Here is a 24944-nt window from a genome sequence, read left to right on the forward strand (position 1 = left end):
GGCACGCCGGGTGCGGGAAGAGGCCCGAAGAAACGGCTCGATCGAAAGACGAGACCGCGCTTCGGGCCTACTTCACCCCGTGTGGAATGCGGCGGGCGGGGGGTACGCGGACGTGGCGCACGGCTCGAGCTACATCCAGGCGGTCGGCTGGGACGGCGGGCGGTGTCCGGTGGCGCGCACGCTGCTGACGTACGCGCAGTCCTCGAATCCGCAGTCGCCGTACTTCAGTGACCAGACCGGCCTGTACGCGGCCGAGCGCTGGGTGAACTCCCGGTTCTGCGAGAAGCACATCCTCACCTCCCCGGGGCTGCGGGTGGTGTGGGCGCGCGAACGCCGCTGAGCGGGCCGCCGTGTTCCCCGCCGCCGCGGGCGTGAGGCGGCGGGGAGCGCGGGGAGGTGCTACGGGCAGGCGCTACGGGCTGACCGCGAGGAACAGGAACGCGGCGAACAGCACCATGTGCACCCCGCCCTGGAGCAGCGTGGCCCGGCCGGGTACGACCGTGAGGGTGCCCACCACCACGGTGAGGGCGAGCAGCACCATGTGGGTGGCGCCCAGGCCGAGCAGCAGGGGGCCGCTGAGCCAGATGGTGGCGAGCGCGATCGCCGGGATGGTCAGGCCAATGCTGGCTATGGCCGAGCCCAGGGCGAGGTTGAGGCTGGTCTGCATCCGGTCCCGGTGGGCGGCCCGTACGGCGGCGAGGGTCTCGGGCAGCAGGACCAGCAGGGCGATGACCACCCCGACCACCGCGTGCGGCAGGCCGGCGCTGTCCACTCCCGACTCGATCGCGGGCGAGACCGCCTTGGCGTCTCCGACCACCGCCACCAGCGCGACGACGAGCAGGACCAGGCTCAGCAGCGCCGTGCGCCGGCCGGGTGGCGGGGCGTGCTCGTGGGCGTCGTCTCCGGCGGGGCGGCCGACGGGCAGGAAGTAGTCGCGGTGCCGGACGGTCTGTACGGCGACGAAGAGGCCGTACAGGGACAGCGAGGCGACGGCCGCGAAGCCGAGCTGCGCCGCGGAGAACTCGGGCCCCGGCTTGCTGGTGGTGAAGGTCGGCAGGACGAGGCACAGGGTGGCCAGGGTCGCCACGGTGGCGAGCGCGCCGCCGGAGCCTTCGGCGTGGAACACCGCGACACGGTTGCGCATCGAGCCCACCAGGATGCACAGGCCGACGATGCCGTTGCAGGTGATCATCACGGCGGCGAAGACGGTGTCGCGGGCGAGCGAGGAGGTCTTGGGACCGCCGTCCACCATCAGAGTGACGATCAGGGCCACCTCGATGACCGTCACCGCCACCGCGAGGACGAGTGAGCCGTACGGCTCGCCCACCCGGTGCGCCACCACTTCGGCATGGTGCACGGCGGCCAGCACCGCGCCGGCCAGGCAGAGTGCGACGACGGCGACCGCGACGGGGGCGAGGTCCCGGCCCCAGCTGAGCGCCAGGGCGACCACGGCGACGAGCGGGACCAGCACGGTCCAGTGGAGGGCTGCGGACCGGTTCACCGTGCTCATGGACGACACGCTGCCAGAGCCACCCGGCGGCCGCGCGGTATGCCGGGCAGGCCGGGCGGGGTGCCTCGTCGGCCGGGCCGGCCCGGCGTCCCTCACATGGCGCGTTCGTGGCCCTCCCAGTACGGGTCGCGCAGCCGGCGCTTGTACAGCTTGCCGTTGGGGTCGCGCGGCATCGTGTCGATGAAGTCGAGGGTCCTTGGCCGCTTGTATCCCGCCAGCCGCCGTGCACAGTGCGCGAGGATCTCGGCGGCCAGCGCGTCACCGGCCCGGTGGCCCGGGGCCGGTTCGACGACCGCCTTGACCTCCTCGCCCCACTCGGAGTGCGGGATGCCGAACGCGGCCGCGTCCGCGACGGCGGGGTGGGTCAGCAGCTCCGACTCGACCTCGGCCGGGTAGATGTTGACCCCGCCCGAGATGATCATGTCGATCTTGCGGTCGCGGAGGAAGAGATAGCCGTCCTCGTCGAGGAGGCCCAGGTCCCCGACAGTGAAGAAGTCGCCGATGCGGTTCTTCCGCGTCTTGCCCTCGTCCTTGTGGTAGCTGAAGCCGCCGGTGCTCATCTTCATATAGACGGTGCCGAGTTCTCCGGCCGGCAGCCTGTTGCCGTCGTCGTCGTGGACGGCAAGTTCGCTGATCGGCCATGCCTTGCCGACCGTGCCGGGTTTCTTCAGCCAGTCCTCGGCGGTGGCGAAGGCGCCGCCGCCCTCGCTGGCCGCGTAGTACTCCTCCACACACCGGCCCCACCAGTCGATCATCGCCCGCTTGACATGGTCGGGGCACGGCGCTGCGCCGTGGATGGCGTGCCGCATCGAGGTCACGTCGTACGAGCTGCGGATGTCCTCGGGCAGCGCGAGGAGGCGGTGGAACTGGGTGGGGACCATATGGGTGTGGGTGCACCGGTACTGGTCGATCAGCCGCAGCATCTCCTGCGGGGTCCACTTGTCCATCAGGACCAGCGGATGCCCGATGTGCAGGGACGCGCCCGCGAACTGGAGCACGGCGGTGTGGTAGAGCGGCGAGCAGACCAGATGGACGTTGCCGTCGAAGGGCCGGATGCCGAAGATGCCGAGGAAGCCGCCGAGGTACGTCTCCTCCGGGAGCTTGCCGGACAGCGGGCGGCGGATGCCGCGCGGCCGGCCGGTGGTGCCGGAGGTGTAGTTCATGACCCAGCCGAGGGTACGGTCCTCGGGCACGGTCGGCGGCTGCCCGTCCTGGAGTTCGGCGTACGGGCGGAAGCCGTCGACCGCGCCGACCGCGTAGCGGTGGGTGGCGGGCAGCTCGGCCTCGTCGGCGGCCGCGGTGGCGGCGTCGGCGAACCGCTCGTGGGCAATCAGGACCTTGGCGCCGGAGTCGGCGACGATCCAGGCGATCTCGGGGCCGACGAGGTGGTGGTTGACCGGGACGAGGTAGAGCCCGGCCTGGGACGCGGCGAGGTAGGCGGTGAGGAACTCGACGCCGTTGGGCAGGACGACCGCGAAGGCGTCGCCCTGCTCCAGCCCGGCGGCGCGCAGCCCGTGGACGAGCTGGTTGACGGCGGCGTGCAGGCGCCCTGCGGACCACGCCTCGCCGTCGGGTGCGATGAGGACCGTACGGCCGGGGTCCGCGGCCGCCTGGGCCCAGAAGCCGTTGGGTGCTTGTGACATGGGGCTCCTCCGTCAGGACCGCCGGGATCGTCAGGACCGGCCGGCGATGCGGTTGATGCGGTCGACGGCCCGCTCGAACCCGCTGGTCAGGTCGTCGAACACGGCCTGGACGCTGCGCTCGGAGTTCATCCGTCCGACGATCTGGCCGACCGGGGTGCCGAGCAGCGGCCCGACCTCGTACTTCTGGATACGGGAGACGGCTTCGGCGACGAGCAGGCCCTGCAGGGGCATAGGCAGCGCGCCGGGGCCGTTCGGGTCGTCCCAGGCGTCGGTCCACTCGGTGCGCAGCTGGCGGGCGGGCTTGCCGGTCAGCGCGCGGGAGCGGACGGTGTCGCCGGAGCCCGCGTCGATGAGCTTCTGGGTGAGTGCGCGCGAGTGGAGGTCGGCCTCGGTCGTGGTGAGCCAGAGCGAGCCGAGCCAGACGCCCTGGGCGCGCCGAGTGCGAGTCCCGCGGCGATCTGTTCACCGCCGCCGATGCCGCCGGCGGCGAGTACGGGCAGGGGGGACACGGCCTCGACGGCCTCGGGGACGAGCACCATGGAGGCGATCTCCCCGGTGTGGCCGCCGGCTTCGTAGCCCTGGGCGACGACGATGTCGATGCCCGCCTCGGCGTGCCGGCGGGCGTGCTTGGCGCTGCCGGCGAGGGCGGCCACCAGCACACCGTGGTCGTGGGCGCGCCGGATGACGTCGGCGGGTGGTGATCCGAGCGCGTTGGCGAGCAGCTTGACGGGGTAGTCGAAGGCGACGTCGAGCTGGTTGCGGGCGACCTGCTCCATCCAGCCGGTGATACGCCAGCCCGAGGCCTCGCCGTCGGCGAGTTCCGGCACCCCGTGCTCGGCCAGGGTCTCCTGGACGAACCGGCGGTGGCCGGCCGGGATCATCGCCTCGACATCGGCCTCAGTCAGTTGTTGATTCGTCTGGGCTTCCACCTTCTTGGCGGGCATGACGACGTCGAGGCCGTACGGCTTGCCGTCGGTGTGCTCCTGCATCCAGTCGAGGTCGCGCGCGAGGTCGTCGGGCGCGGTGTAGCGGACCGCGCCGAGCACGCCGAATCCGCCGGCCCGGGTGATGGCGGCGGCGACCGCGGGGAACGGTGTGAAGCCGAAGATGGCGTGCTCGACTCCCAGTTTTCTGCTCAGCTCCGTCTCCATGGGCGCAGGATGCCGTAGCCCGGCGGCCGAGGGAAGAGATTTTCTGATGCTGCGTCAGATTCTTTGTGGTTGACGAGTATCGCGCGAGGGATGAAAGTTTCACGTATTGGCTGTCATCCCGAAAGATACTTTCACCGCCCTCAGGGCCGGCCTGCCGCTCGGCCGGGGGTCCGGGGGTTGTCCCCCGGAAGACACAGCAGGAGGGTTGTTCCATGGGTGGGGACTCCGCGGGCGGAAGAATCAGCCGACGACAACTGGCCGGTGGGGCCATGGCTCTGGGAGGCGCACTCATGGTGGGTTCACTCCCCCTCGGCGCGGCCTCGGCCGCCGGGCGCGGCTGGGGCCGGGCCCCCACCCTGCGGCACGGCTCCGCGGAGCGGGCCGGGCTGCGGCCCGAGCACCTGAGCCGGCTCGTCACCGACGCGGAGAAGTTCCTCGGCCCCTCCCCCAAGCACCCCTGGTACGCCGGGGCCGTACTGCTGGCGGGCCGGGGCGGCACGGTCGCGCTGCATCAGCCGATCGGCAAGGCGGTGCGGTACGCGGCGTACGACGAGAAGACCGGCACCGGCGTCGAGTTCCCCGCGGAGCAGCAGATCACGATGGCCGAGGACACGGTCTTCGATCTCGCCTCCGTGTCCAAACTGTTCACCTCGATCCTGGCGGTGCAGCAGATCGAGCGGGGCGCGCTGGAGCTGGGGAGGCAAGTCGCCTCGTACCTCCCGGAGTTCGCCGGCGGCGGCAAGCAGGACGTCACCATACGGCAGCTGCTCACCCACACCTCCGGCTTCCGGGCCTGGATTCCGCTGTACAAGGAGCCCACCCGGGAAGGGAAGCTTCGTCTGCTGTGGAACGAGAGGCCGGCCAGTGCGCCCGGCACCCGATACCTCTACTCCGACCTCAATCTGATCTCCCTTCAGCTCGTCCTGGAGCAGATCACCGGTCGCACTCTGGATGTGCTGCTCCACGACGAGATCACCGCTCCGCTCGCGATGCACCGCACCCGCTTCAACCCGCCCGCCTCCTGGAAGCCGAAGATCGCCGCCACCGAGGACGCCAGGCTGCCCTGGTCCGGCCTCGACCGCGGGCTGGTGTGGGGCGAGGTGCACGACGAGAACGCGTACAGTGCCGGCGGCGTCGCCGGCCACGCCGGCGTCTTCTCCTGCGCCTGGGATCTCGCCGTCCTCGGCCGGACGCTGCTCAACGGCGGCTCGTACGGCCGCGCCCGCATCCTGGCGCCCGAGTCGGTGGAGCTGATGTTCACCGACTTCAACACCGCGTTCCCGGGTGACGAACACGGTCTCGGCTTCGAGCTCTACCAGCACTGGTACATGGGCGCGCTGGCCACTCCGCACACCGCCGGCCACACCGGTTTCACCGGCACCAGCCTGGTCCTGGACCCGTCCACCGACTCCTTCCTCGTTGTGCTCGGCAACTCCGTGCACCCGGTACGCAGTTGGCGCTCCGGCAGTGCCCCGCGCGTCGCCGCCGCCAACCACCTCGCGCGCGCCGTCCCGGTGCGGCCGGCGCACGGCCGCACGGCCTGGTTCTCCGGCATGGCCGGAGCAACCACCGCCACGCTCACGCTGCCCCCGCTCACCCTCGCCTCGGACCGCGCACGGCTGCGCTGCTCGCTGTGGTGGGACACCGGGCCCGGCTCCGACGCGCTCTTCCTCGAAGCCTCGGCGGACGACGGCGCGACCTGGCAGCCGGTGCCGTTCACCACCGCACGCCGGGGGCAGCCGCCCGTGGAGCGCCCGGCCGGTGCGGTGACCGGATACTCCGGGCGGGTCTGGCACCGCCTGGACGCCGATCTGGCGGCGTGGCGCGGCGCGCCGGTGCGCGTGCGCTGGCGGTACACCACGGACACGCTCCATGTCGGCCGCGGGGTGTACGTGGACGGCGTCCGGGTGACCGACGGGCACCGTACGGTCTTCGACGAGACCAGGTCCGCGGACGCCGCCCGTATCGAGGCGACGGGCTGGACGGCGTCCACGGACTGACCCGGCAACCGGCCGCTAACGGCCCAGGGCCGCCATCGCGGCGTTGTGGCCGGGGATTCCGCTGACTCCGCCGCCGCGCACGGCGCCCGCCCCGCACAGCAGGACGTTCGCGTGCGCCGTTTCCACGCCCCACCGGCCGGTGGTCTCACCGGCGTACGGGAAGGCGAGGTCGCGGTGGAAGATGTGGCCGCCGGGCAGCCGCAGGTCGCGTTCGAGGTCGAGGGGGGTCTTGGCCTCGATACAGGGGCGTCCGTCCTCGTCGAGGGCGAGGCAGTCGGCGATCGGCTCGTCGAGGTGGGCGTCCAGCTCGGTGAGGGTGGCCTTCAGCAGCTCGGCACGGATCCCGTCGTTGTGGAGTCCGAACAGCCGGGCGGGGGTGTGCAGTCCGAACAGCGTCAGGGTCTGGTAGCCCCGCTCGACGAGTTCCGGGCCGAGGATCGAGGGGTCGGTCAGGGAGTGGCAGTAGATCTCCGAGGGCGGTGCGCTGGGCAGTTCACCGGCGGCCGCCTCCCGGTAGGCGCGGGCCAGTTGCCCGTACCCCTCGGCGATGTGGAAGGTGCCGGCGAAGGCCTCGCGGGGGTCGACCGAGCGGTCGCGCAGCCGTGGCAGCCGGCGCAGCAGCATGTTCACCTTCAGCTGGGCGCCCTCGGCCGGCGCGGGCGGTTCCTCGCCGAGCAGGGCCGCGAGCGCGTGGGGTGAGGCGTTCACCAGCACCCGGCGGGCGGCGACGGCGCCTTCGCCGCCCGCGGTACGGAAGGTGACCTCGGCGGCGGTTCCGTCGGTCGCGATACGGGTCGCCTCGTGCCCGGTGGCGATCTCCGCGCCCGCCGACCGGGCGGCCGCGGCGAGGGCGTCGGTGAGTGCCCCCATACCGCCGACGGGCACGTCCCAGTCGCCGGTGCCGCCGCCGATCACGTGGTACAGGAAGCAGCGGTTCTGGCGCAGTGAGGTGTCGTGGGCGTCGGCGAACGTACCGATCAGGGCGTCGGTGAGGACGACCCCGCGGACCAGGTCGTCGGCGAAGTTCTTCTCGACGGCGACGCCGAGCGGTTCCTCGAACAGCATCCGCCAGGCGTCCTCGTGGCCGATCCGACTCCGCAGCTCCTCGCGGGTGGGCAGCGGCTCGGTGAGGGTGGGGAAGACCCGTTCGGCCACGTGCCGGGTCATGGCGTAGAAGGCTTGCCAGTTCTCGTACTCCCGGTCCGAGCCGGTGAGCCGGAGGAACGACTCACGGGTGCGGTCCGCGCCGCCGCCGACCAGCAGGCCCGTGGCCCGTCCCGCCCGTTCGACGGGCGTGTACGAGGAGACCGTGCGCTTACGGACCGCGAAGCGCAGCCCCAGGTCGTCCACGATCTTCTGCGGCAGCAGGCTCACGAGGTAGGAGTAGCGCGAGAGCCGGGCGTCGACGCCGGCGAACGGACGGGTGGAGACCGCGGCCCCGCCGGTGCGGCCGAGGCGCTCCAGGACCAGGACGGAGCACCCGGCGCGGGCGAGGTAGGCGGCGGCGACCAGACCGTTGTGGCCGCCGCCGACGATCACGGCGTCGTACACGTCTCGGTGGATCTCAGCGGGTGCGGGCATGGCCCTTGGTAACACGCGCCGACGAGCGATGACCAGAGATCAGCTGTCTCCGGTGCCAACCGCGTCGCGCTGCCCGCGCTGCGGCGCCACCTGCCGGTGGAGCTCGACGGCCTCCGCGCCGGATTCGCGCGGCGCGCGGCCGGTGCCCGGCGTGGTCCAGCGGCCGGTGAGCCCGGCCGTGGTGTCCGGCGTCGTGCCGGGAGTCCAGGTGCCGCCGGCCTTGATACCCGTCGTCATGCCGCGCGTCCAGGACGGCAGCCGGGGAGCGTGCGAGGCCGGCTGTTCCGGGCGCTGGAGCAGGGGCGACAGGAGCGCCTGCGGAGTGCGCCCCTCGGTGAACCTGCGGCTCAGTTCCCGGGCGTCGGCCGGACGCTCCTCGGGTGTCTTGGCCAGCAGATCGAGGACGATCCGCTCGAAGAACTCGGGGAGCTCCGAGCGATGCACCCGGAGCGGTCGCGGCTGGGTCTCGCGGTGCCCCACCAGCACGGCCCAGGCGTCGTCCACGTCGAAGGGCGGGGCTCCGGTGGCGATCTCGTACAGAACGCAGCCCAGCGAGTAGAGGTCGCTGCGGTGGTCGACCTCTTCACCGCCGATCTGTTCGGGCGACATGTAGTGCGGGGTGCCCATGGCGATTCCGGTGCCGGTGAGCTTGGCGGTGAAGCCGATGTCGTCGGCGAGGCGGGCTATGCCGAAGTCGCAGATCTTAACGGTGCCGTCGCTGAGCCGCATGATGTTCGCCGGCTTCAGGTCCCGGTGCACGATGCCCTGTTCGTGGGTGTAGGCAAGGGCGGCGGCGACCTGTTCTCCGATGTCCACCACGTCCGGCACGGGTAGCGGGTGCTGCTCGTTGTCCTCCAGGAGCTGGCTGAGGTTGTACCCGCCCAGCAGCTCCATCACGAGGTAGAGGACGCCTTCGAACTCGCCGAAGTCGTGGACGACAGTGACGCCCCGGTGCTGAAGCGCCGCGGCCACCCGCGCCTCCCGGCGGAAGCGCTCCCGCAGCACCCGCGTGAAGGACGCGTCGTGCTGCGGACCCAGCGGTTTGAGGCACTTGACGGCGACCTGGCGGCCGAGCGATTCGTCGCGCGCCCGCCACACCTCCCCCATGCCCCCGCGCCCGATCACTTCGAGCAGCCGGTAGCGGCCCTGGATCAGCCTGGACTCCGCCATCGCGTGCTGTCGCCCCCGTCGCGTTACTGCGCCCTCCCCGGCCCGTCCAGTATGGCCGCCTCCTTCCGGAGTGTGTACGGGGCGGGGCGGCTTCCGGGGCCCAGGCGGGCCATTGCTTTCAAGATGTGACCTGGGGGCAGCCGCCAGTACACACGGGAGGGAACACAGCGCAGCGCGGTGCCCGTGGTCCTCAGGTGGCGGGTGACCGTTTGTGGGGAGGGTGCGGGCCTGCCGTACAGCTCATGGGCGTACGGAGGCAGTGCGGCGTACGCGAGGGCCGCCACGCGCCGCCACAGCAGTGCTCGCGCCGGCGCGAGCAGGGGGTGGACCGGTGGGTTGCGCAGGAAGGCGTCGACGTCGTGGGCCTCCGGGCCGGCCGCCAGCAGCGGTCTCACCTCCTCGAAGTACGTGGCGAGCTGGGCGGTGTCGGCGGGCACGCCGGCCGGGTCGAGGCCGACGAGGCGTGCGCTCTCGCGGTGTTCGTCGATGTAGCGGTCCGCCTGGGCGTCACTGAGCCGGAAACCGGAGCGGCGCAGGACGTGCAGATAGGAGTCGACCTCGGCGCAGTGCACCCACAGCAGCAGCTCCGGCTCGTCGACGCCGTACCGCTCCCCGGTGGCCGGGTCGGTGGCGCCGAGCATGCTGTGGATCTTGCGTACCCTCGCGCCGGCCTTCTCGGCCGCCCGGGTGGTGCCGTAGGTGGTGACTCCGACGAAGTTGGCGGTGCGGATCAGCCGACCCCAGGTGTCCACCCTGAAGTCGGAGTTCTGCGTGACTCCGCGTAGCGCACGGGGATGCAGGGCCTGCAGATAGAGGGCGCGCACGCCCGCGACCCACATCATCGGGTCGCCGTGCATCTGCCAGGTCACCGAGGTCGGCCCGAAGAGCCCCGGGTCGGCGTCGTTCATCGCCGTGCACCTCCTGCTCCGAAGGTTACTTGCAGGGCATGGCCGGCTCCGCTGCCGGTTCGAACATCAGGGGAGGGTGGCCGGCGGCCTCGAACACTGCCACCTTCGCCGACTCCAGCAGTATGTAGCCGGGCGTGTAGTTGTCACCCCAGGCCACCACAGACCTGCGCAAGAGCTGCGAGCCAGACCCCCGGGCCGGACCCCCATTGGGGCCCGCACTGGGGAAAGCCCATCGGGAAAGGCGTCACCCGTTTGCCCCGACTGACGTGCCGTCGGCCGACGGCATAGGAAGCCTAGGATCCGTCACAGACGTTGGATCGTCGCATTCTCCTGGCCTGCTTCGGCAGGGGCGTTTCCTGACCGGAGGGGACGGAATGTCGCACGGCTTCGGCAGGACCCGCTGGAAGCGCTTCGCCGTGGTCCTTGGCGCGGGCGTCACGGCCGCTGCGGCTCTCGGTATCGGCATGGCGCAAGGAGCGCTGGCTGCGTCGTTCTTCATCTCCGGCCAGAGGTTCCAGGTCAGTGCGGACACAATTAACGTCCGTGGTCTGAGCATTTACGGCATGGTGGACGTGACCAGGAAGGGCACCCTCCTGCCGGTCGCGGTCACGGGCCTGCGGTCCGCGAAGATCAGCGGGCTGTGCCAGTCCGTGGTGGTGCCCATCCCGGTCCTGGGCCCGTACACGCTGAGGCTCACCGGCGGGGACCGGAGCCCGACCGAGGCGAAGAACATGTTCATCGACGCGACGTCCCTGTCGGTCGGGCAGGCGAATCTCGACGACATCGACATCGGAGTGGCGGCGGGCGCGGTCAGCAAGGGCCCGATCAACCCGGAGGACAGGGATTCCCGATTCTTCGACCCCAACGGCGTCGCACAGCAGGCGGTCTCGGCCGTCCTGACCGACGTGCGGGCGACCGCGGTCGCGGTTTCGGCCGCCACGCTCAACATCCCCGACCTCGGCCTGCGGCTCAAGCAAGGCCGTCGCGAGTGCTTCTGACCCCTCGGCGCGAAGCGCGCACTCCGCTCGCTCGCTCCTCATCCTGGAAAGTGTCCGTGTTCTTCAATCTCTCCGGTAGGCGCCCGGACGTGCGTGTCGCCGCCGATGCCCGGCGAAGATTCAGGGCGTGGCGGCGCGGACGGCCCTTCTGGGCAGGGCTGTTCACCCTCGCGGCCAGCCTGCCCATCGTCTACTTCCCCTACGTACACCTGACCGTGGCCGGCGTCCCGCTGGCACTGTCCACGACAGCCGGCGCCGGGGCCCTGATCATCGGGATTCTGCTCATGGTCCTGGGCATCACCCTCTGGTTCCAGCAGCAGGTGCGGGTGTTCGCCGGGATCGCGGCTCTGCTGCTCACCCTCGTCTCATTCCCCGTCGCGAACTTCGGGGGCCTTTTCCTCGGTCTGTTCTCCGGGCTGATCGGCGGTTCACTGGCGTGTGCCTGGGCTCCGCCCACGGGCAACGCCGAGCCGCCGAACCGCGGCTCCGCGGCCGTCCCAGTGGGGGAAGGTCAGGGTGACAAGTGACGACCCGACCGGTTGTCCCACAAAGAGGCCGGACGCCGAATCCCGCCGCCCGGCCTGCGCCTGGCCGGAGATCCGTGTGAGCGGCCGGTCGCCGCGGACGTTCACCAGGACGCTGGCGCTGACTGCCCTGCCGGCGGCCCTGCTCATGGGCGCACCAGCGACCTCCAGCGCGCTGCTCGCACCCGGCGGCCCCCCCGCCCGCGAGACGACACGCGCCGATGCCACGGCAGACCGTCCCGGGAACGTCCCGTGGGTGCTGCAGGCCGGCAAACTCGTTCTCCACGGCAGCGCCTTCCACGGCGTGGTCACCGTGCGGACCGCGGCCGGGCCCCTGCGTGCCCTGAAGTTCACCGCCCGGTCGCTGGACATCGGCGACCTCGACCTGGCAGGGGGCCGCGCCGGCGTGATGGTGCGTCTGCGGGCCAAGCCTGCGACCACATCCACGATCAAGGGCAAGGGCGTGGTGACGCTGTACACCCGGAAGCTGTCCGGCACGGTCACCGGTCTGGGCGGCGCGCCGCTCCCGGCGGACCGCAGCGTCACCGTGACCCCCGACGCCCTGCCCTCGTGGCTCTCCCACACCGCCGTTCCCACCCGCACGGTCACGTTCGAGAACGTGACCGTTTCGCAGGTGGCCCAGTTCGGCGGCGATCTTTCTATCACGGGGTCGGTCCTGTACGCCGCGGACCGGTGACCGGCCACAACTTTCGCTGCTTTCGACACGCGTATCGCCACGGGGCACCGGTCCGGACACGCTTATGGGTAAGAAAAATCCGGTGCTCCCGGATGAGGTGGGGCGCTCACTGCGGGTGCTTGACGCCGCGATCGCGGTATTCGATGCTGTCGCGGGAGTCGCGCATCGCGCCCCCGGACCGGATCGCCGGGTTCTCAGCTACACCCGCTTGGTGGACAGGCCGAGGCGCGACGCACCGGAGGAAGTTGGAGAACATGCCCGGGCCTGCGAACAGCACACCCACGATCCGTGCCCGGACGGCTCCTCTCGCGGTGAATGGCAACGACGCCAGGTCAGCGGCGCACGCGTGGCATGCCGAGGCCGATCCAGGAGATGATCTCCCGCTGGATCTCGTTGTTCCCGCCGCCGAAGGTGAAGATGACGGCGCTGCGGTAGCCGCGTTCCAGATCGCCGTGGAGTACGGCGCCGGCGGAGCCCTCCCTCAGCGGGCCTGCCGCCGCGACGACTTCCATCAGCCAGGCGTACGCGTCGCGGCGCGCCTCCGATCCGTACACCTTGACGGCGGAGGCGTCCTGCGGGGTGAGGGTGCCGTCCTGGACGGCGTTCACCATCTGCCAGTTGAGGAGCTTCATCGCGTCGAGCTTGGTGTGGGTACGGGCGAGGCGCCCGCGGACCCAGCCGAGGTCGATGACCCGGCGGCCGTCGGCCAGTTTGGTGTCGGCGGCCCAGCGCTGGACGTTGTGCAGGGCGCGGATGGCCATGGTGCCGTGGGCGGCGAGGGTGACGCGCTCGTGGTTGAGCTGGTTGGTGATCAGCCGCCAGCCCTTGTTCTCCTCACCGACCCGGCGGGAGGCGGGAACGACGACGTTCTCGTAGTAGCCGGCGGTGGTGTCGTGCGAGGCGAGGGTGTTGATGAGGGTGCAGGAGTAGCCGGGGTCTGAGGTCGGCACGAGCAGCACGGTGATGCCCTTGTGGGGCGGGGCGTCCGGATCGGTGCGCACGGCGAGCCACACCCAGTCGGCCGTGTCGCCGTTGGTGGTCCAGATCTTCTGGCCGTTGACGGTGTAGTGGCCGGTGGTCTCGTCGCCCTCCCTGACGGCCCGGGTCTTCAGGGCGGCGAGGTCGGTACCGGCGTCGGGCTCGCTGTAGCCGATCGCGAAGTCGATCTCACCGGAGAGGATCTTCGGCAGGAAGCAGGCCTTCTGCTCCTCGGTGCCGAACTGCATGATCGTCGGGCCGACGGTGTTGAGGGCCATGAGCGGCAGCGGCACGCCGGCCTGGGCCGCCTCGTCGAAGAAGATGAACTGCTCCATGGGCGAGAGCCCCCGGCCGCCGTACTCCTTCGGCCAGCCGACGCCGAGCCACCCGTCCGTACCGAGGCGGCGGATCGTCTCCCGGTAGAAGCGCTTGTGGGCGGCCGGGTCGGCGTATCGGGCATAGACGTTCTCCGGCACCAGTTCGGCGAAGTACGCACGCAGCTCGGCGCGCAACTGCTGCTGCTCAGGCGTGTATTCCAGGTGCACGGCCCCTCCTTGATGCGGGATCGGTCGAGAGGCACAGTAGAACGTGTTTCATTCTTTGTGAATGGCGATGACGCACCTCAGGTTTCCGCCGCCCCCAGCACCCGGATGAGTGCGGTGACAGTGCGGGACATCGCCCGCCGGCCGACCGAGAGGTACGAACGGGAGTCGACCGCCTCGGGGTTGGCGGCCAGGTACTCGCGAATCGCGGCGGTCATCGCGACGTTCAGGGCCGTGCCGATGTTCACCTTCGCCATGCCGCCGGAGACCGCCGCCGTCAGCTGGTCGTCCGGCACACCGGAGGAACCGTGCAGGACCAGCGGCACGTCCAGCGCGCCGGCCAGCCGTTTCAGCAGCGCGTGATCCAGGGTCGCCGTACGGGACGTCATCGCGTGCACACTGCCGATCGCGACGGCCAGCGCGTCCACGCCTGACGCGGCGACGAAGGCCCGCGCCTCCTCCGGGTCGGTGCGGGCGCCGGGCGCGTGCGCGTCCAGCGGCGCCGCGCCGCCCTTGCCGCCGACCTCGCCCAGCTCGGCCTCGATCCACAGGCCGTGCGTGTGCGCCCAGTCGGCCGCGGCGCGGGTGGCGGCGAGATTCTCCTCGTACGGCAGGTGCGCCGCGTCGTACATCACGGAGCTGAACCCGGCGTCGGCGGCCTGCCGCAGCAGCTCGTCGCTCTTGACGTGGTCGAGGTGGAGCGCGACCGGTACGGCGGCCCCGTGGGCGGCGGCGACGGCCGCCCGCGCCAGCGGCAGCACCCGCCCGTACCGGAACTTCACCGCGTTCTCGCTGATCTGCAGGACGACCGGTGACCCGACGGCCTCCGCTCCGGCGATCACGGCTTCGGCGTGCTCGAGGGTGACGATGTTGAACGCGGCGACCGCGCGGCGGCCCGCGGCGGCTTCGGCGACCAGGGTGCCGGTCTCGGCGAGGGGCACGGCTTCAGCCTCCGGCGAGGATGACGGAACGGGTGAGGTGGCGCGGGCGGTCCGGGTCCAGGCCGCGGGCCGCCGCGACGGCCACCGCGAGGCGCTGCGCCCGCACCAGCTCGGCCAGCGGATCGAGGCCGCCGGCCACCCACATCCCACCGGTGGCGTGCACCTCGTCCGCCAGTCCCGGAGGAGCGTCGCCGATCATCCAGGTCGCCGTACCGCGGGTGGTGATGCTGATCGGGCCGTGCCGGTACTCCATCGCCGGGTATGCCTCGGTCCACGACAGCGCGGCCTCCCGCATCTTGAGCGCGGCCTCGTTGGCGAGGCCGACCGTCCAGCCGCGGCCGAGGAAGGTGAACTGCGAGCAGCGCACCAGCCAGTCGGGCAGCGGCTCGGCGAGCGCGTCCCGTGCGTCGTCCACGACCGCCTCGGTGTGCAGGCCCAGGTGGGCCCGCAGCAGCGTGAGAGCGGTGGTGGCGAAGCGCGTCTGTACGACGGACCGCTCGTCCGCGAAGTCGAGTACGACCACGTCGTCGGCGGCCGCCACCACGGGGGTCTCCGGGTCCGCGGTCACCGCGGTCGTACGGGTCCGGCCGCGCAGCCCCGCGAGAAGTCCGAGCACCTCGGTCGTGGTGCCCGAGCGGGTCAGGGCGACGACCCGGTCGTAGTGACGCCCGGCGGGGAACTCGGAGGCCGCGAAGGCGTCCGTCTCGCCGTGGCCCGCGCCCTCGCGCAGGGCCGCCGCCGCCTGCGCCATGAACAGCGAGGTCCCGCAGCCGACGATCGCCACCCGCTCGCCCGGCGCCGGAAGGGCCCCGGCCCGATCCCCGGCCACTTCGGCGGCGCGCTGCCAGCACTCGGGCTGGCCGGCCAGCTCCTTCTCGACATGACTCACGTCGGACTCCCACCCTCGCTTACCGCAAACTTGCTGCTTGTTCTTGCAACATATAGCGATGTTTCAAGCAACTTCAAGCAACTGGAGGGTCCGACCGTGCGCTAAGGTCACTTCGACCGATCGAGGAACGGAGCTATGGGATGTCCCGCGACGCCCGCTGGAAGGCACTGCTGGACCTGCTTGTCGAGCAGGGCCGGCTGGATGTCGAGGAAGCGGCGACGGCGCTCGACGTGTCCGCCGCGACCATCCGGCGCGACCTCGACCAACTCGCGGAACAGCAGATGCTGGTCCGGACCCGCGGCGGCGCGGTCGTCCACGGGGTCTCCTACGAACTGCCCCTGCGCTACCGGACCTCGCGGCGGGCCGCCGAGAAGCAGCGCATCAGTACGGCCGTCGCCGCACTGATCGTGCCGGGCGAGGCGGTCGGTCTCACCGGCGGCACCACGACCACCGAGATCGCCCGCCGGCTCGCCGCGCGCCCCGACCTGGCCACCGGATCTCCGGCGCTCACCGTGGTGACCAACGCGCTGAACATCGCGAACGAGCTGGCCATCCGACCGCAGTTCAAGATCGTCGTGACCGGCGGGGTGGCCCGCCCGCAGTCGTACGAGCTCATCGGCCCGCTCGCGGACGGCGTGCTCAGCCAGATCACGATGGACACCGCGGTACTGGGAGTGGACGCGCTCGACGTGATCCACGGGGCGGCCGCGCACGACGAGGACGAGGCCGCCATCAACAGGCTGCTCTGCGAACGGGCGCAGCGGGTCGTCATCGCGGCCGACTCCACCAAGCTGGGCAAACGCGCCTTCGCCCGGATCTGCGCGACGGCCGAGGTGGACATCCTGGTCACCGACGCGGCCGTGCCCCAGGAGACCGCCGACCGCTTCACCGAGGCGGGCGTGCAGATCATCCGGGCCTGAGCACCGCCGGACGGGCGTCGTCAGCCCGGCGGGAGTCCGCCCGCCACCTCGGTCAGGGCGTCGAGTACCGGCCGGATCAGCGGATGGTCCTCCGCTCCGCGCCGTACGGCGGCGAACACCCGGCGGGTCGCGGCCGGCCCCTGCACCGGGCGTACCACGGTGTCCTTCAGCTCCATGCCGCGCAGCGCGGAGCGCGGCACCAGCGCGACCCCGGCGCCCGCTCCGGCGAGGGCCACGACGGCGCGGAAGTCGTCCGAGGAGTGCACCAGCCGCGGTTCGAACCCGGCGAGTTCGCAGGCGAGCACCATCACGTCGTGGCAGGGGTTGCCGGGATACGGGCCGGCCCAGTCGCTGTCGGCCAGCTCGGCGAGGGACACGTGGGGGCTCTGCGCCAGCGGGTGGGCGGCGTGCAGGACGGCGTCGAACGGCTCGGCGTACAGCGGAACGCGGGCGAGCCGGAGGTCGTCCTCGCGCGGCGCGCCCCGGTACTCGACCGCCAGGGCGAGATCCGCCTCTCCGTCGAGCACCAGCGGCAGGCTCTCGTCGCCCTCGGCGTCCCGCACCCGCAGGCGGATGCCCGGGTTCCGGGCGGCGAGCAGGCGGATGACCGGGGCCAGTACCTCGGCGATGCCGGTCGCGAAGGCGGCGACCGTCACCTCGCCGGCCGCGCCGCCCGCGTACGCGGCGAGCTCCGCCTCGGCCCGCTCCAGCTGCGCCACGACCTCATGTGCGTGGGTCAGCAGGATTTCGCCGGCCGCGGTCAGCCGGACCCCCCTGCCGCTGCGGGTCAGCAGGACGTGGCCGGTCTCCTGCTCGAGCGCGGCGAGCTGCTGGGAGACGGCCGAGGGGGTCAGGTACAGCGCCGCGGCCGCGGCGGTCACCGTACGGTGGTCCGCCACGGCCCGCAGGATGCGCAGCCGCCGGGGGTCGATCACCCGGCCATTTTGCCAGCTTCGGCCGGCCCGGTCGCCCGCGCTCCGCCCGCGCTCCGGCCGGTCCCGTCAGACGTCCGCCCAGCCCCGCAGGGCCTGACGTGCGTCGATGAACGCGGCGACGGCCCGCTCGACATCGGCGGTGGAGTGCGCGGCGGAGAGCTGGACGCGGATCCGGGCCTGGCCCATCGGGACGACGGGGTAGGAGAAGCCGATCACGTACACGCCGCGCTCCAGCAGCAGTTCCGCCATCAGGGCGGCCTCGGCGGCGTCGCCGATCATGACGGGCGCGATGGCGTGGTCGCCGGGCAGGATCTCGAAGCCCGCCTCGGTCATCTTCGTCCGGAACAGCGCGGTGTTGGCGTTCAGCCGCTCGCGCAGATCGCCCGCGGACTCCAGCAGGTCGAGGACCTTGAGGGAGGCGGCGGCGATGACCGGGGCGAGGGAGTTGGAGAAGAGGTACGGGCGGGAGCGCTGGCGCAGCAGGGCGACGATCTCCCTGCGGGCGGCGACATAGCCGCCGGACGCGCCGCCGAGGGCCTTGCCCAGGGTGCCGGTGATGATGTCCACGCGGTCCATCACGCCGTGCAGCTCGGGGGTGCCGCGTCCGCCGGGGCCGACGAAGCCGACGGCGTGCGAGTCGTCGACCATGACCATGGCGTCGTAGCGGTCGGCCAGGTCGCAGATCTCGCTGAGCGGTGCGACGTAGCCGTCCATGGAGAAGACGCCGTCGGTGACGACGAGGCGACGGCGCGCGCCGCCCTCGACGGCTTCCTTGAGCTGCTGCTCGAGGTCGGCGAGATCGCGGTTGGCGTAGCGGAAGCGGCGGGCCTTGGAGAGGCGGATGCCGTCGATGATGCTGGCGTGGTTGAGGGCGTCGGAGATGACCGCGTCCTCGGGGCCGAGCAGGGTCTCGAAGACTCCGCCGTTGGCGTCGAAACAGGAGGAGTACAGGATCGTGTCCTCCTGGCCGAGGAAGGCGGACAGCCGCCGCTCGAGCTCCTTGTGGACGTCCTGGGTGCCGCAGATGAAGCGTACGGACGCCATGCCGTAGCCCCAGCGGTCGAGGGCGTCCTTGGCGGCGGCGACGACCTCGGGGTGGTCGGCCAGGCCGAGGTAGTTGTTGGCGCAGAAGTTGAGGACCTCACCGGGGCGTCCGCCGGAGGTGACGGAGACGGCGGCGCTCTGCGGGGTGCCGATGACGCGCTCGGGCTTGAAGAGACCGGCGGCGCGGATCTCGTCGAGGGTGGCGCTGAGGTCGTCGCGGACGGACGCGTACATACGGGGTGGCTCCTTGTGGGAGAGAAGGTCGGCTGCTGACGCTGGGGCGGATCGGACCCGGACGGTCTCAGACGGTCCAGTCGAGGATGATCTTTCCGCTGCGGGCGGTGGCGGCCTCGTCGAAGGCGGCGTCGAAGTCCTGGTAGGAGTAGCTGCCGGTGATCACCGGGGAGAGGTCGAGCCCGCCCTCCAGCAGCACGGTCATGGCGTACCAGGTCTCGTACATCTCGCGGCCGTAGATGCCCTTGACCGTGATCATCGAGGTGACGATCTTCGACCAGTCGACGGCGAACTCCTCGGCCGGCAGGCCCAGCATGGCGATCCGGCCGCCGTGCGTCATGTTGTCGATCATGTCGCGCACGGCCTCGGGACGGCCGGACATCTCCAGGCCGATGTCGAAGCCCTCTTTCAGCCCCAGCTGCCGCTGGGCGTCGGCGATCGAGGCCTCGGCGACGTTGAGCGCGAGCGTCGCACCGGCCTTGCGAGCCAGGGCCAGCCGGGACTCGCTCACATCTGTGATCACGACGTTGCGGGCGCCGGCGTGCCGGGCCACGGCCGCCGCCATGATGCCGATCGGGCCCGCACCGGTGATCAGTACGTCCTCGCCGACCAGCGGGAAGGAGAGCGCGGTGTGGACGGCGTTCCCGAACGGGTCGAAGATCGCGGCGATGTCCAGGTCCACCTTGGTGCGGTGCACCCAGACGTTCGAGGCGGGCAGGGCCACGTACTCGGCGAAGGCGCCGTCGCGGCCGACTCCCAGGCCGACTGTGCTGCGGCACAGGTGCCTGCGGCCGGCCAGACAGTTGCGGCACTTGCCGCACACCAGGTGGCCCTCGCCGCTGACCAGGTCGCCGACCGCGATGTCCGATACGTCCGCGCCCACGCCGGCGACCTCGCCGACGAACTCGTGGCCGAGGACGAGCGGCGTACGGACGGCCTGCTGGGCCCAGCCGTCCCAGGACCTGATGTGCAGATCGGTACCGCAGATCCCGGTGCGCAGCACCTTGATCAGGACATCGCCCGGGCCGGTCTCCGGCTCCGGCACGTCCATGAGCCACAGCCCGGGTTCGGCCTTGTGCTTGACGAGTGCCTTCATGGCTGCGGCTCCAGGCGTGGTGACGGTGCTGTGATGTGCTGTGATCCTTGCCGCACCAATCTGCCGAGCGGCGACCGTTAAGTCCATCGAGGATTTCTTAAGCGGGTCAACAGCGCAGCTTCACGGCGTGGCTGCTTCCGGCGTGGCCGCCTCCTACTGCAGTACGTGCACGGCGGCCCGGAAGGCCGACGGCACGCGGCACGCCGCCGGGACGATCAGCCGCGCCGTGGCCGGGCGCCGGGCTGCGTACAACAGGGCCTCGGTCAGCAGCCGGTGACGTCTGGTCAGGCCCGCCCACCGCGCCGGGTACGCCCGCGGGTCGCCCGCGGCCAGGCACCCTACCGCCGCTCCCGCCGTCGCCAGGGCCAGGGCGATTCCTTCGCCGGTGAGGGCGTCCACGTACCCCGCCGCGTCGCCCACCAGCAGCACCCGGCCGGCCAGTGGGCTACGGGCCCGGCGGCGCAGCGGACCGGCGCCGCGCACCAGGCCCGCCCCGCGGCCGCGCAGCATCGGGGCCAGCTGCGGGAACGCCGTGAGGTGCTCCTCGTACGGCCGCCGGTCGCGGCTTAGCACGGCGACCCCCACCAGGCCGTCCCCGAGCGGGGTCACGTACGCCTCGCCGTGGCGGGACCAGTGCACCTCCACGAAGTCCGACCACGGCTCGATCCGGTAGTGCCGGCGCAGACCGTAGCGGCGCGGCGCGCGGACCGGCACATCGAGGCCGAGGCCGCGGCGGAGCGGGGAGTGCAGGCCGTCGGCGGCGATCAGCCAGCGCGCGGTGAAGCCAGCGGCGGTGACGCGGTCGTCGCCCTGCCGGACGCCGTCCACGTCCACCTTGCCCGGCACGATGCGTACGCCGAGCTCCAGCGCGCGCCGGTGCAGGGCCGTGTGCAGTGCGGTCCGCCGTACGCCCAGCCCCGGGCCCGGCCGCTCGCGGAACCTCGCCTCGGCCGTCCGGCCGCCGTCCCGGTAGCGGATGCCGCGCAGTTCATGGCCGGTGACGGCGATACCCAGCGCGCGGAGCGCCTGCGCACCGCTCGGCATGATGCCCTCGCCGCAGGCCTTGTCCACGGGCGCCGCGCGCGGCTCCACCACGACGGCTTCCATGCCGGCGAGGGCGGCGTGGACGGCTGTCGCCAGGCCGGCCGGTCCGCCGCCGGCCACCAGGATGTCGATCACGTCCGTACCTGCGCGGTCATGGTCGCCAGCGCCGCCTCCTCGCACCGGATCCGGACGACCATGAGCGCCGCGTTCAGGGCGGTGAAGACCGCGGCGGTCACCCAGGCCCCGTGGACCAGCGGCAGGGCCAGCCCCTCGGCCACGACGGCGACGTAGTTGGGGTGCCGCACCCACCGGTAGGGGCCGCCGGCCACCAGGGGCAGTCCGGGCACGACGATCACGCGGGTGTTCCACTGCCGGCCCAGCGTACGGATGCACCACCAGCGCAGCGCCTGTGCGGCGACGACGACGGCGAGCATGGTCCAGCCGAGGACCGGCAGGAACGGGCGCCCGGCCAGCCACACTTCGGCGAGGCAGCCGGCCAGCAGGGCGGTGTGCAGGGCGACCATCGCCGGATAGTGGCCGCGGCCGGCCTCGGTGCCGCCGCGGGCCAGGCTCCATCGCGCGTTGCGCAGGGCGACGACGAGTTCGGCGACTCGCTCGCCCGCGACGGCCAGCACGAGAGCGGTGTACCAGATCATGTGTCCTCCGACTCACCAGGGCGTTGGGCCTACCAGCGCAGCAGCACCAGTTCACAGCAGAAGCCCGGTCCCATGGCCATCAGCAGTCCGGGCGTGCCGGGCTCGGGCCGCCGGTGTTCCAGGGTGTCCCGCAGCACGTGCAGGACTGAGGACGAGGACAGATTCCCCACCTCGGCCAGCGAGTTCCAGGTGACGTCGAGGGCCCCTTCGGGCAGCGACAGCGTCTCGGACACGGCCTCGAGGACCTTGGGGCCGCCCGGATGGCACACCCAGTGGGCCACGTCCTTCGGTTTGAGGCCGTGCTCCTCCAGGAAGCTGTTGACGTCGTCGGCCAGATACCGGCGGACCACGTCGGGTACGGCCGGGTCGAGGACGACGCGGAACCCGGAGCTCGTGATGTCCCAGCCCATGACGCGTTCGGTGCCTGGGTACATCCGGCTGCGGGTGGCCACCACTTCGGGTCCCGGCGTCGGCGCCCGCCGGCCGCCGACGGCGACCACGGCGGCGGCCCCGTCGCCGAACAGCCCGGTGGCGACCAGGTTGGCGCGCGAGGCGTCGCCCCGCTGGAAGGTGAGCGAGCACAGCTCGACGGACAGCAGCACGGCCACCTGGTCGGGCCAGCCGCGCAGATAGTCGTGCAGCCGCGCGATACCGGCCGCCCCCGCGACGCAGCCGAGGCCGAACACCGGCAGCCGTTTGACGTCGGGCCGCAGCCCCAGGCGCCCGACGAGCCGGGCGTCGACGGACGGCGCGGCCACCCCGGTGACGGAGGTGAACATCAGCAGGTCCACGTCCCCGGGCCGGAGCCCGGCGGTCCGCAGCGCGCCGCGTACCGCCCCGGTGCCCAGCTCGGTGGCGGCGCGGATGAAGACGTCGTTGGCGGCGCCGAAGCCGTCCAGTTCGGGGTAACGCTCCAGCGGCAGCACCATGTTGCGCGTCCGCACCCCGGCGTTGCGGTGCAGCCGGTCCAGCACGCGGCGGTCCGCCCCGGCGGGCAGGCAGGTGCGGGCCACCATGTCGGTGATCTCGCGCTGGGTACGGCGGTGCGGCGCCAGGCAGCCGTGCACAGCTGCGATCCGGGTCATCTCGGGTCCCGCCTCGGGGGTCTCATGCTGCCCATCCCTGCCCGCGTACAGGAGTGCGACACCGCAAGTCGCCCGTCCGGCTGTCACCCCGCCCCGCGACGGCGTGACTACCATCGGCCGATGGACACTGCCGACCGGCCGCGGACGTGCGGCGCGACCGTGCGGCGGCCCCGCCTCACGGCGGGTCTCGCCCTGCGCCGTGCCGTGGGGCTCGCGCTGTCCTGCCATCCGGGACCGGTGGTCGCGGTGACCGTGCTGGCGACCGCACTGGCCGTCAGCGCCGGGCACAGCGGCGCCCGTTGTGCGCTGATCGGCGCGGCCGTGCTGGCCGGCCAGCTGTCGGTGGGCTGGTGCAACGACGCGTTCGACGCCCGGCGCGACGCCGCCGCCGGCCGGCCCGGCAAACCGGTCGTCGACGGTGTGGTGAGCCGGACCGCGGTGTGGGCGGCGGCGTACGGCGCGCTGGTGCTGTGTGTACCGCTGTCGCTGGCGTGCGGGCTGCTCGCGGGTACGGCGCATCTGGCCGCGGTGGCGGGCGCGTGGGCGTACAACCTGAGGCTGAAGGCGACGGCGCTCTCCTGGCTTCCGTACGTGCTCGGCTTCGCGAGCCTGCCCTCGGTCGTCGCGCTGAGCCTGCCCGGCCGCCCGTGGCCGGCCTGGTGGGCGGTGACGGCCGGGGCGCTGCTCGGTGTCGCGGCCCATCTGGGCGACGTACTCCCCGACATCCCCGGCGATCTGGCGACCGGGGTGCGCGGGCTGCCGCACCGGCTGGGCGTGGCCGGCACCCGGCTGCTGCTGCCGGTCCCGCTGGTCGCGGCGACGGCGGTCCTGGTGCTGGGCCCCGCGGGGCCGGTGGGCGGGTGGGGGGCGGCCGCGCTGGCGGTGTCGCCCCTGTTGGCCTTCGCGGGCCTGGCGCTCGGCCGGTACTGGCGCAAGGCGGCGTTCGCCGGGACGGTCGCCGTGGCGGGGGTGGACCTGGCGCTGCTCCTGGTGCGGGGCACCTCTCTCGCCTGATCCGTGGGGGCGGGCGTGCGGGGGCTCCGGCGTGGGTGGCACACTGGCCGCCGATCAGCCGAAGGAGTCCGCCTGTGTCCGTGATCCGCAACCTCCGCCGAGCGGTGGGCCGGGCGTACCACCGAACCGTGGACCTGAGCCATCCCGCGCGGTCGCCGCTGGGCAACACGGTGGAGAACTGCGTGGTCTATTTCGACGGGGTGCGCCGGCCCGGGGACTGTCCGGCCGACGAGGCGCTGCGCCAGGTCCGCAAGGCGGGTGACGGCTTCGTCTGGATCGGCCTGCACCAGCCGGGCGAGGCGGAGCTGGCGGGGGTGGCCGAGCTGTTCGGTCTGCACCCGCTCGCCGTCGAGGACGCCGTCCACGCGCACCAGCGCCCGAAGGTGGAGCGGTACGACGATGTGCTGTTCGCCGTGTTCAAGACGGTCTGCTACGTCGAGCACGAGGAGCTGACCGCCACCAGCGAGGTGGTGGACACCGGGGAACTGATGGTGTTCGTCGGCGCCGACTTCGTCATCACCATCCGGCACGGCGGACACGGCTCCCTGGGCCCGCTGCGCGAGGCCCTGGAGGCGGCTCCGGACCGGCTCGCCAAGGGACCGTCAGCCGTACTGCACGCGATAGCCGACCATGTGGTCGACGACTGTCTCGCGGTCTCCGACGCGGTGCAGAACGACATAGACGCCGTCGAGACCGCCGTCTTCAGCCAGCAGACGAGCCGCGGTGACGCCGGCCGGATCTACCAGCTCAAGCGGGAACTCCTCGAGCTGAAGCGGGCGGTGGCGCCACTGGACCGGCCGCTGCGGACCCTTGCGACCCGCCCGATGCCGCTGATCGACCCGGCCTACCAGGCGTACTTCCGTGATGTCGCCGACCATCTGGACCGGATCACCGAGCAGATCACCTCCTTCGACGGACTGCTCGACTCGATCCTGCAGGCGCATCTCGCCCAGGTGACCGTCGCCCAGAACGAGGACATGCGGAAGATCACCGCGTGGGCGGCCATCGTCGCCGTCCCCACCATGGTGTGCGGGGTGTACGGCATGAACTTTGAGCACATGCCCGAGCTGGGGTGGAAGTACGGCTATCCCCTCGTCCTGGGCGTGATCGCCGTCGCCTGTCTCACCATCCACCGGGCTTTCCGCCGCAACGGCTGGCTGTGACCGGCCGGTCCCAAGGCCCTGTCCGGTCGATCAGGCCGGATCTGGGAGCGGGGTCTGGTGCCGTGGATCGCAAGGGCGGAGGAGGCCGTGACATCAGTCGCTGCCGCGACGGGCGACGCGGTGGGGGCACCTCTGGGGGCACCGCTGGGGGCACCCCCTGGGGGCACCCCCTGGGGGCACCCCCAGCGGTAGCTGGGGGAGGTAGCTGGGGGAGGTAGCTG

20 protein-coding genes and 3 pseudogenes are annotated in these 24944 nt (G+C 72.0%); 8 read left to right on the forward strand and 15 right to left on the reverse strand.

All coding sequences use genetic code 11. The annotated features are described in order from the left end of the window. Positions 1 to 76: 76 nt before the first annotated feature. A pseudogene (locus NLX86_RS32980) lies at positions 77 to 340 on the forward strand (penicillin acylase family protein); the annotation flags it as partial. Between the two features lie 72 nt (positions 341 to 412). Here the strand turns inward: NLX86_RS32980 and NLX86_RS32985 are convergent. From NLX86_RS32985 to NLX86_RS32995, 3 genes and pseudogenes are all read right to left on the reverse strand, one after another. Beyond that, entirely contained in the window at positions 413 to 1510 is a 1098-nt protein-coding gene (locus NLX86_RS32985) for a calcium:proton antiporter (RefSeq protein ID WP_254375508.1), read from the reverse strand. A 92-nt stretch (positions 1511 to 1602) separates the two neighbouring features. Beyond that, positions 1603 to 3153 carry an acyl-CoA synthetase gene (locus tag NLX86_RS32990; protein ID WP_254375509.1) on the reverse strand — a complete coding sequence of 517 codons (1551 nt, stop codon included), beginning with the start codon at positions 3151 to 3153 and terminating at the stop codon, positions 1603 to 1605. 30 nt (positions 3154 to 3183) lie between these two features. Next, positions 3184 to 4304, reverse strand: a pseudogene (locus NLX86_RS32995) (NAD(P)H-dependent flavin oxidoreductase). Between the two features lie 212 nt (positions 4305 to 4516). Between NLX86_RS32995 and NLX86_RS33000 the strand changes: the two are divergent. After that, entirely contained in the window at positions 4517 to 6304 is a 1788-nt protein-coding gene (locus tag NLX86_RS33000) for a serine hydrolase (RefSeq protein ID WP_254375510.1), read from the forward strand. Positions 6305 to 6319: 15 nt separating this feature from the next. Here the strand turns inward: NLX86_RS33000 and NLX86_RS33005 are convergent, their stop codons facing one another. The 3 genes and pseudogenes from NLX86_RS33005 to NLX86_RS33015 form a co-directional block, all read right to left on the reverse strand. Then, positions 6320 to 7885: an NAD(P)/FAD-dependent oxidoreductase gene (locus NLX86_RS33005; RefSeq protein ID WP_254375511.1), complete on the reverse strand. Its 1566-nt coding sequence runs from the start codon at positions 7883 to 7885 to the stop codon at positions 6320 to 6322. Between the two features lie 99 nt (positions 7886 to 7984). Continuing rightward, positions 7985 to 9055: pseudogene (locus NLX86_RS33010) on the reverse strand (serine/threonine-protein kinase); the annotation flags it as partial. A 23-nt stretch (positions 9056 to 9078) separates the two neighbouring features. Continuing rightward, on the reverse strand, positions 9079 to 9963 hold the full coding sequence (locus NLX86_RS33015) for an oxygenase MpaB family protein (protein WP_254375512.1): 885 nt from the start codon (positions 9961 to 9963) through the stop codon (positions 9079 to 9081). 374 nt (positions 9964 to 10337) lie between these two features. On the opposite strand from NLX86_RS33015, the gene NLX86_RS33020 reads away from it, so the two are divergent. The 3 genes from NLX86_RS33020 (at position 10338) to NLX86_RS33030 (ending at position 12182) form a co-directional block, all read left to right on the forward strand. Further along, positions 10338 to 10961, forward strand: a complete 624-nt coding sequence (locus NLX86_RS33020; protein ID WP_254375513.1) for a DUF6230 family protein — start codon at positions 10338 to 10340, stop codon at positions 10959 to 10961. 56 nt (positions 10962 to 11017) lie between these two features. Further along, positions 11018 to 11488, forward strand: a complete 471-nt coding sequence (locus NLX86_RS33025; RefSeq protein ID WP_254375514.1) for a DUF6114 domain-containing protein — start codon at positions 11018 to 11020, stop codon at positions 11486 to 11488. 76 nt (positions 11489 to 11564) lie between these two features. After that, complete coding sequence (locus tag NLX86_RS33030; RefSeq protein WP_254375515.1) at positions 11565 to 12182, forward strand: hypothetical protein; 618 nt, start codon at positions 11565 to 11567, stop codon at positions 12180 to 12182. A 332-nt stretch (positions 12183 to 12514) separates the two neighbouring features. Here NLX86_RS33030 and NLX86_RS33035 read toward each other — a convergent pair whose 3' ends face one another. From NLX86_RS33035 to NLX86_RS33045, 3 genes are all read right to left on the reverse strand, one after another. Further along, positions 12515 to 13705, reverse strand: coding sequence for an acyl-CoA dehydrogenase family protein (locus NLX86_RS33035; protein ID WP_254375516.1), 1191 nt, complete (start codon positions 13703 to 13705; stop codon positions 12515 to 12517). 77 nt (positions 13706 to 13782) lie between these two features. Beyond that, a complete protein-coding gene (locus tag NLX86_RS33040; RefSeq protein WP_254375517.1) occupies positions 13783 to 14643 on the reverse strand; it encodes a class II fructose-bisphosphate aldolase in 861 nt (286 codons plus the stop codon). Between the two features lie 4 nt (positions 14644 to 14647). Then, positions 14648 to 15532 (reverse strand): sugar isomerase, encoded by an 885-nt coding sequence (locus tag NLX86_RS33045; RefSeq protein ID WP_254375518.1) that lies wholly within the window; start codon positions 15530 to 15532, stop codon positions 14648 to 14650. 140 nt (positions 15533 to 15672) lie between these two features. On the opposite strand from NLX86_RS33045, the gene NLX86_RS33050 reads away from it, so the two are divergent. Next, positions 15673 to 16452: a DeoR/GlpR family DNA-binding transcription regulator gene (locus tag NLX86_RS33050; protein ID WP_254375519.1), complete on the forward strand. Its 780-nt coding sequence runs from the start codon at positions 15673 to 15675 to the stop codon at positions 16450 to 16452. Positions 16453 to 16472: 20 nt separating this feature from the next. On the opposite strand, the gene NLX86_RS33055 is transcribed toward NLX86_RS33050, so the two are convergent. The 6 genes from NLX86_RS33055 to NLX86_RS33080 all read right to left on the reverse strand — a co-directional run bounded on the left by NLX86_RS33055 (position 16473) and on the right by NLX86_RS33080 (position 22546). Further along, positions 16473 to 17387 (reverse strand): LysR family transcriptional regulator, encoded by a 915-nt coding sequence (locus NLX86_RS33055; protein WP_254375520.1) that lies wholly within the window; start codon positions 17385 to 17387, stop codon positions 16473 to 16475. A gap of 66 nt (positions 17388 to 17453) precedes the next feature. Continuing rightward, positions 17454 to 18665, reverse strand: a complete 1212-nt coding sequence (locus NLX86_RS33060) for a glycine C-acetyltransferase (protein WP_254375521.1) — start codon at positions 18663 to 18665, stop codon at positions 17454 to 17456. Between the two features lie 67 nt (positions 18666 to 18732). Further along, positions 18733 to 19761, reverse strand: coding sequence for an L-threonine 3-dehydrogenase (tdh, locus tag NLX86_RS33065; RefSeq protein ID WP_254375522.1), 1029 nt, complete (start codon positions 19759 to 19761; stop codon positions 18733 to 18735). Positions 19762 to 19914: 153 nt separating this feature from the next. After that, a complete protein-coding gene (locus NLX86_RS33070) occupies positions 19915 to 20940 on the reverse strand; it encodes an NAD(P)/FAD-dependent oxidoreductase (protein WP_254375523.1) in 1026 nt (341 codons plus the stop codon). Next, positions 20937 to 21461 carry an isoprenylcysteine carboxyl methyltransferase family protein gene (locus NLX86_RS33075; RefSeq protein ID WP_254375524.1) on the reverse strand — a complete coding sequence of 175 codons (525 nt, stop codon included), beginning with the start codon at positions 21459 to 21461 and terminating at the stop codon, positions 20937 to 20939. Before NLX86_RS33075 ends, NLX86_RS33070 begins: the two co-directional genes overlap by 4 nt. A gap of 29 nt (positions 21462 to 21490) precedes the next feature. Next, positions 21491 to 22546 (reverse strand): type III polyketide synthase, encoded by a 1056-nt coding sequence (locus NLX86_RS33080; RefSeq protein WP_254375525.1) that lies wholly within the window; start codon positions 22544 to 22546, stop codon positions 21491 to 21493. A 120-nt stretch (positions 22547 to 22666) separates the two neighbouring features. On the opposite strand from NLX86_RS33080, the gene NLX86_RS33085 reads away from it, so the two are divergent. After that, positions 22667 to 23560: a UbiA family prenyltransferase gene (locus tag NLX86_RS33085; protein ID WP_254375526.1), complete on the forward strand. Its 894-nt coding sequence runs from the start codon at positions 22667 to 22669 to the stop codon at positions 23558 to 23560. Positions 23561 to 23634: 74 nt separating this feature from the next. After that, positions 23635 to 24723, forward strand: coding sequence for a magnesium and cobalt transport protein CorA (locus tag NLX86_RS33090; protein ID WP_254375527.1), 1089 nt, complete (start codon positions 23635 to 23637; stop codon positions 24721 to 24723). Positions 24724 to 24944: the final 221 nt, after the last annotated feature.

The organism is Streptomyces sp. A3M-1-3, from assembly GCF_024213665.1.
In the GTDB taxonomy this organism is placed as follows: domain Bacteria; phylum Actinomycetota; class Actinomycetes; order Streptomycetales; family Streptomycetaceae; genus Streptomyces.